This window comes from Mesorhizobium sp. M7D.F.Ca.US.004.01.2.1 (genome assembly GCF_003997785.1).
In the GTDB taxonomy this organism is placed as follows: domain Bacteria; phylum Pseudomonadota; class Alphaproteobacteria; order Rhizobiales; family Rhizobiaceae; genus Mesorhizobium; species Mesorhizobium loti.
Genome location: NZ_RZRQ01000543.1, coordinates 1 through 2,533 on the forward strand (window position 1 = coordinate 1; position 2,533 = coordinate 2,533).

The window sequence follows — 2,533 nt, forward strand, 5'->3', positions numbered from 1 at the left end:
CGACAGAAGACATGGTCGATGTCGAGCGCGGCGCCGTAACTGGCGAAATCGAGGATGTGGATGCCGACATCGCCGAGCACGCCATTCGAGCCGTGGCCGCGCGACAGCCGCCACAGCCATTTCGGATCGGTGCGCCAGTCGCCCCAGAATTTCGACACCAGCCAGCTTTGCAGATAGGACGCTTCGACATGCCTGACCGTGCCGATTTCGCCCGCCTGCACCATCTGGCGGGCCTTTTGCAGTGCGGCGACATTGCGATAGGTCAGGTTCACCATGTTGACGATGCCGGCGGCCTCAGCGGCGTCAGCCATCTCGGTGGCCTTGCCAAAATTTTCGGCCAGCGGCTTCTCGCACAGCACCGGCTTGCCGGCGGCAATCAGCGCCATGGTGGTCGGGTGGTGGATGCGGTCCGGCGTGACATTGGCCACCGCATCGAAAGCGCCCCATTCCAGCGCCGCCTCCAGCGAGGTGAAGCGATTGGCGATCTTGAAGCTGTCGGCATATTCGCCGACGCGCGCCGGGTCGACATCGACGGCACCGACAATGTCGACGCCCTCGATGGCGCTGAAGCGCCGCGCATGTTCCTGCGCCATCCAGCCGGTGCCGAGTATCAAAAGCCGCATTTCTTGCTCCTTGAGCCGAGAGGTCAGAATCGACCTCTCGGCCGACGCCCTCAAATAGCGCGGATGATGCCCCCGTCGACACGAATGTTCTGGCCGGTGATGTAGCCGGCGCCTTCCGACGCCAGGAAGGCGATGGTCGCGGCGATCTCTTCCGAGGTGCCGTAGCGCTGCATCGGCACGCTGTCGCGGCGTTCTTCGGTGGCCGGCAGGCTGTCGATCCAGCCGGGCAGCACATTGTTCATGCGCACATTGTCGGCGGCATAGGTGTTGGCGAAGATCTTGGTGTAGGCGGCAAGGCCGGCGCGGAACACGGCGGACGTCGGGAACATCGGGCTCGGCTCGACCACCCAGGCCGTCGAGATGTTGATGATGGCGCCGCCCTTCTGCTTGACCATCTGCGGTGCCACGATGCGCACCGGCCGGATGACGTTGAGCAGGTAGACGTCCATGCCGGTGTGCCATTGCTCGTCGGTGATTTCCAGGATCGGGGCGCGCGGCCCATGGCCGCCGCTGTTGACCAGCACGTCGATGCGGCCATAGCGATCGAGCGTCAAATCGACCAGGCGCTGCAGATCGTCGTTCGACTGGTTCGAGCCGGTGACGCCGAGCCCGCCCAATTCCTCAGCCAGCGCCTCGCCCTTGCCCGAGGACGACAGGATGGCAACCTTGAAGCCGTCCGCCGCCAGCCGCTTCGCCGCCGCCGCACCCATGCCGCTGCCGCCGGCCACGACCACAGCTACTTTTTCTACACTCATTGGATTTTCCTCTCAGGGTTGGCAGGCACCGCAAGCGGTGTTTTCGGGAGTTGAGCGTTGATATAGCTGGTTTTCCCTGCCGGTTCGAACCAGAATGCCTGAAATCAACCTGTAGAAAAACTCCTGCATGCCCGAAGCCTTCCTCAGCCTGCCGCCGTTGAATGCGCTGCGCGCCTTCGAGGCCTCGGCGCGCCATCTCAACTTCCGCATCGCGGCCGAAGAGCTGAACGTCACGCAAGGGGCGGTCGCCCAGCACATTCGCGGGCTGGAGGCCGATCTCGGCACAAAGCTGTTCGAGCGGCTGCCGCGCGGGCTGGCGCTGACCGATGAGGGCCGCGCCTATGTCCCCAACATCCGCCGCGCCTTCGACCTGATCTCGGAGGCGACGCTGCTGCTTCGTCCCGAACCGGCGCGGCTGACGATCAGCGTGACGCCGACCTTCGCCACCAAATGGCTGATCCCCAGGCTGCAGGATTTTGTGACTTACAATCCGCTGGTCGACCTGCGCGTGCTGGCCAGCGAGAGCCTGTCGAGCTTCCAGGTCGACGGTGTCGACATCGCGGTGCGGCAAGGCCGGCCGCCCTTCGGCGCCGGCCTGATGGTCGACCTGTTGTTTCCCCAACAGATCATCGCCGTCTGCAGCTCGGCCCTGCTGCCACACGGCACGGCCGAGATCGCGGCCACCGAAATCCAGCATCACGTCCTGCTGCACGATGCGCACAATCTGTGGCCGGAATTCATGGAGAAGGCAGTCGGCCTGAAGATGACGACCGAGCTGAAACGCATGCGCTTCAACCAGACGGGCCTCGCCATCGACGCGGCCATCGCCGGCCAGGGCATAGCGCTGGCCAGCCGCTTTCTCGTCGCCGCCGACCTCGCCGCCGGCCGGCTGGTTCAGCCGGTCAGCGGTGAAATGCGCGGCACGCAGGATTTTTATGTCGTGATGCCGAGAAAGCAGCGCCATCCCGAGCCGACGCAGACCGTGCGGCAGTGGCTGCTCGATGCCGGAGAAAGGCCGCCGGTCTAGAGCAATTTCAGGAAAAGTGTGAAACGGTTTTCCGTCCGAAATTGCGTCAAAACAAAGGGTCTAGATCGGCAGCAAGGCGTCGGGCTTCACATTGGCGATCGAGGCGTAGGTGTGCGTTTCCCGCACCC

The 2,533-nt window shown here is 64.2% G+C and carries 3 protein-coding genes; 1 reads left to right on the forward strand and 2 read right to left on the reverse strand.

The genetic code is table 11. The features are described from left to right. Together EN993_RS34430 and EN993_RS34435 are read right to left on the reverse strand one after the other, a co-directional pair. The coding region (locus EN993_RS34430; RefSeq protein ID WP_164758009.1) for a Gfo/Idh/MocA family oxidoreductase at nucleotides 1–623 on the reverse strand (623 nt) is incomplete at its 3' end. Between the two features lie 50 nt (nucleotides 624–673). Continuing rightward, on the reverse strand, nucleotides 674–1,378 hold the full coding sequence (locus EN993_RS34435; protein WP_127266105.1) for an SDR family oxidoreductase: 705 nt from the start codon (nucleotides 1,376–1,378) through the stop codon (nucleotides 674–676). Between the two features lie 127 nt (nucleotides 1,379–1,505). Between EN993_RS34435 and EN993_RS34440 the strand changes: the two genes are divergently transcribed. Continuing rightward, a complete protein-coding gene (locus EN993_RS34440; RefSeq protein WP_127266106.1) occupies nucleotides 1,506–2,405 on the forward strand; it encodes a LysR substrate-binding domain-containing protein in 900 nt (299 codons plus the stop codon). Nucleotides 2,406–2,533: the final 128 nt, after the last annotated feature.

Excerpts from the sequence above, each read along its gene's own strand:
- EN993_RS34435 (WP_127266105.1), bottom strand. The coding sequence starts at position 1,378 with ATGAGTGTAGAAAAAGTAGCTGTGGTCGTGGCCGGCGGCAGCGGCATG.
- EN993_RS34440 (WP_127266106.1), top strand. The coding sequence starts at position 1,506 with ATGCCCGAAGCCTTCCTCAGCCTGCCGCCGTTGAATGCGCTGCGCGCC.